We start from the raw sequence: 3,197 nt of genomic DNA, 5'->3' as shown, positions 1-3,197 counted from the left end.
AATAATCCTTTTCATTTAAATGACATCAGAACGTGCTTTAAATAAACGTGCCAATAAAGTTTGGACATAATCTAAGCCTAATGCTCGATCGGTGAATAAAATTCTGAACAGCATAGGTGCAATCACAGCTTCGATAATTTCCTGATTGTCGATGGTTAATTCATTACGTGATTTAGCTCTAGCTTGAATAATATCAAGCTGTTGAATAATTAAAGTTTCACATTTTCGAGCGTTGGAAGAATCGTTTGTATGTAGCACATCACGTAGCAATGTTTGCCCTACTTCAGAAGAGTACTCCTCAAAATATTGTTCAATCCATGCAGTAACATCAAGCTGAAATGAACCTAAATCTTTCGGTTCCATATCTGGCTTCAGTTCATTTAAGGCTACATCTGAAAATAACTGATTGATATCACCCCAACGGCGATAAATAGTTGAAGGTGTTACTCCTGCTTTTTGAGCAATCATAGGAATAGTAATTTGGCTTTGCTCCAAATTTTTTTGAAGCTCTTTTACTGCTTGATGTACCGCAGTTTGAATTCTTTCACTACGACCGCCTGGACGTAAACCAGTAACAACTTTTGCCATTTATAAACTCTGTAAAGGGATCAAAAAATTTATAAATATTTATATCTATATACAAAATACACTAAAGCTAAGGATTTGCTTTAGTGTAAAAATAATGTATAAAAGCTAAATATTCGCTTTTATGTTATTCATCTTATATGAACAATTCAAGTTCAAAACGGTCTGGATCAGTTTTTCAGTTAGATCCAAAAGTGGCGTTGACCTTAAATACAATCACGCTCATGACCTTTATGGCGGCGTCTAGTGCCCCTACACCTCTATATCGTTTGTATCAGCAGACATGGCAATTTTCGCCTGTTACCTTAACTTTAATTTTTGCGACCTACGCCTTTACCTTACTTGCGTCTCTACTCATTATTGGTTCTTTGTCTGACTATATTGGACGTCGTCCTGTCATTATTGCAGCAATTTTTCTGCAAATTATTTCGATGAGCTTTTTCTTATTTGCTTCAGATGTTTCGATGTTATTTATTGCACGGGGCTTACAAGGAATCGCAACAGGGCTTGCTGTCTCGGCTATAGGCGCAGCAATTTTAGATTTTAGTAAGCTTCAGGGTTCGCTTATTAATAGTATCGCACCAATGGTCGGTATGGCTGTTGGTATATTTCTAACTTGTTCTATTTTGCAATTCTCTGCCCAACCATTACAGCTTGTTTTTGAATTCTTGTGTCTTCTTCTTATTTGTGAACTCATTTTAAGTTTTTTTACTCCAGAGACAGCCCAGAAAAGATCAGGGGCTTTCGCTTCATTAAAACCCAATATGGCTATTCCCCCACAAACAAAAAGTGCATTATTGAGTATTAGTCCGATTAATATTGCTCTTTGGATGGTCAGTGGTTTCTTCCTATCACTGATGCCCTCTTTACTGGCAAAAATTTTCCATACTTCATCTGCATGGCTAAACGGTATTATGTTTATGGCGCTAGCACTCTCAGGTGCGGCGGGTATATTAACGCTTAGAAAGTCGACAAATTACCGTATTTTATTAACAGGTACTCTTTCAATTGCTATTGGTTCTACCATTTTATTTTTAGCAATTAATCTTACAAGTGCAGTAGTTTTATTTCTCGGTTCTATTATTACTGGGGTTGGTTTTGGTACAGCTTTTATGGGTGCAATCCGCACGGTAATGCCCCTAGCTTTACCAGAAGAACGCGCAGGTCTTATGGCTGCATTTTTTGTTGAAAGTTATTTGGCTTTTAGTATTCCTGCAATTTTAGCTGGCTATTTTGTTGGGAAAATTGGGCTAATGAGTACGGCAAATAGTTATATTTGTTTTATTATCCTACTATCGTTTGTTGCCCTTCTTTTGATTTTTAAAAACTTTAAAAGTAAATAAGCCTATAAAAAATAGCCTCTATTGAGGCTATTTTTTATTTCATTGATCACGCCAAGGTTTTAAAAACCGCTTTACATATTTTTTAAATGGCCATGTAAATTGTTTTGTAAAACTATTTGGAATTTTATAACCCACCGTGCCATACACGCTTGCCAGATGATTTGGCATATATACACTTTTGAAGATGACATCATATAGAGGAATAAAGGCAGCGTAATTTTTATCAATCGCAGGTTTTTCTGAAGAGTGATGCCAATGGTGGAATTCTGGCGTAGCGATAATCCAGCGCAAATATGGAAAACGAAAACGCACATTCGAATGAATGAAAATAGCGTGAAATGAAATAAAGACTAAATAGGCAAAAACAGCCGAAGTATGAAAACCCAACAAGAAAATCGGTAAAGTGGCAATAAAACGTGTCATGAGCACTTCAATGACATGCAATCGTGAAGATGCTAACCAATCCATATATTCAGTCGAATGATGAATCGCGTGAAAGCGCCATAAGAAATTAACCTCATGCATAGCTCGATGTAACCAGTACACCGTAAAATCGACCACAATTAATAGTTCAATAAATTGCAGCCAAATCGGCTGAGCTTGTACATAAGGCACAATTGGATTATCAGGTAGATGCGTAATCCAATATTGAATCGGCATGACCGTTAAAAAGCTGAATAATTGAATCCCCACATGGCTGACCATGAAATATTTCATATCAGTCACCCAGCCCACTCTTAATATTTTCTGTTCAGGATTTTTAGCAAAAAAACCTTCAAGCGGAATAAAAATGAACGCTAAAATGAATAAGGTCAGTACAAAATAATCAATACCTGCATAAAACGGTACACTTGGTAAAACGGGCGCCTCAATTACACCACAGCCCAAAACTGCTGCTACAAGTGAAAAACATAGTCCGTAAAAGCCATATCTGTTTTGACGCACAATTGCACTAAATGCACCGAAACCAGCACTAATCACAATGCCCGTAATTAGGCCATAATAAAAAAGATGATAGTGTTTTGCATAAAGAGGACGGAGTTCTGGAGTCGTTAATACACTGGGAAATAAAAAACATAAAGCACCAAATAGGCAAAGTAGGCTTAATGCCATGGAAATAAAAGCACTAATTTTTCCTAAACCTGCGTTAAGTTCTAAATTTTCAAATTTTGCTCTTAATTGATCGGTCATAATTCATATACAGTTCTTATTGTGTATAACGCGCATGCTAACAAAATTTAATTATTAATTGTAAAAAGAACCCTATTT

3 protein-coding genes are annotated in these 3,197 nt (G+C 36.2%); 1 reads left to right on the top strand and 2 read right to left on the bottom strand.

Translation table 11 applies throughout. From position 1 onward, the window contains the following. Window positions 1–15: 15 nt before the first annotated feature. A complete protein-coding gene (locus tag HUN22_RS16265; RefSeq protein ID WP_174731540.1) occupies window positions 16–588 on the bottom strand; it encodes a TetR/AcrR family transcriptional regulator in 573 nt (190 codons plus the stop codon). 137 nt (window positions 589–725) lie between these two features. On the opposite strand from HUN22_RS16265, the gene HUN22_RS16260 reads away from it, so the two are divergent. Next, the gene (locus HUN22_RS16260; RefSeq protein ID WP_174731538.1) at window positions 726–1,928 is read left to right on the top strand and encodes an MFS transporter; all 1,203 of its coding nucleotides are present in this window, start codon (window positions 726–728) and stop codon (window positions 1,926–1,928) included. 39 nt (window positions 1,929–1,967) lie between these two features. Here the strand turns inward: HUN22_RS16260 and HUN22_RS16255 are convergent, their stop codons facing one another. Further along, window positions 1,968–3,119 carry a sterol desaturase family protein gene (locus HUN22_RS16255; RefSeq protein WP_174731534.1) on the bottom strand — a complete coding sequence of 384 codons (1,152 nt, stop codon included), beginning with the start codon at window positions 3,117–3,119 and terminating at the stop codon, window positions 1,968–1,970. Window positions 3,120–3,197: the final 78 nt, after the last annotated feature.

Source organism: Acinetobacter lactucae, from assembly GCF_013344765.1.
Lineage (GTDB): Bacteria > Pseudomonadota > Gammaproteobacteria > Pseudomonadales > Moraxellaceae > Acinetobacter > Acinetobacter lactucae_A.
The sequence above is the reverse complement of the archived record's forward strand: the minus strand, read 5'-3'. Positions and strand labels throughout refer to the sequence as shown.

Excerpts from the sequence above, each read along its gene's own strand:
- HUN22_RS16265 (WP_174731540.1), bottom strand. The coding sequence starts at position 588 with ATGGCAAAAGTTGTTACTGGTTTACGTCCAGGCGGTCGTAGTGAAAGA.
- HUN22_RS16260 (WP_174731538.1), top strand. The coding sequence starts at position 726 with ATGAACAATTCAAGTTCAAAACGGTCTGGATCAGTTTTTCAGTTAGAT.
- HUN22_RS16255 (WP_174731534.1), bottom strand. The coding sequence starts at position 3,119 with ATGACCGATCAATTAAGAGCAAAATTTGAAAATTTAGAACTTAACGCA.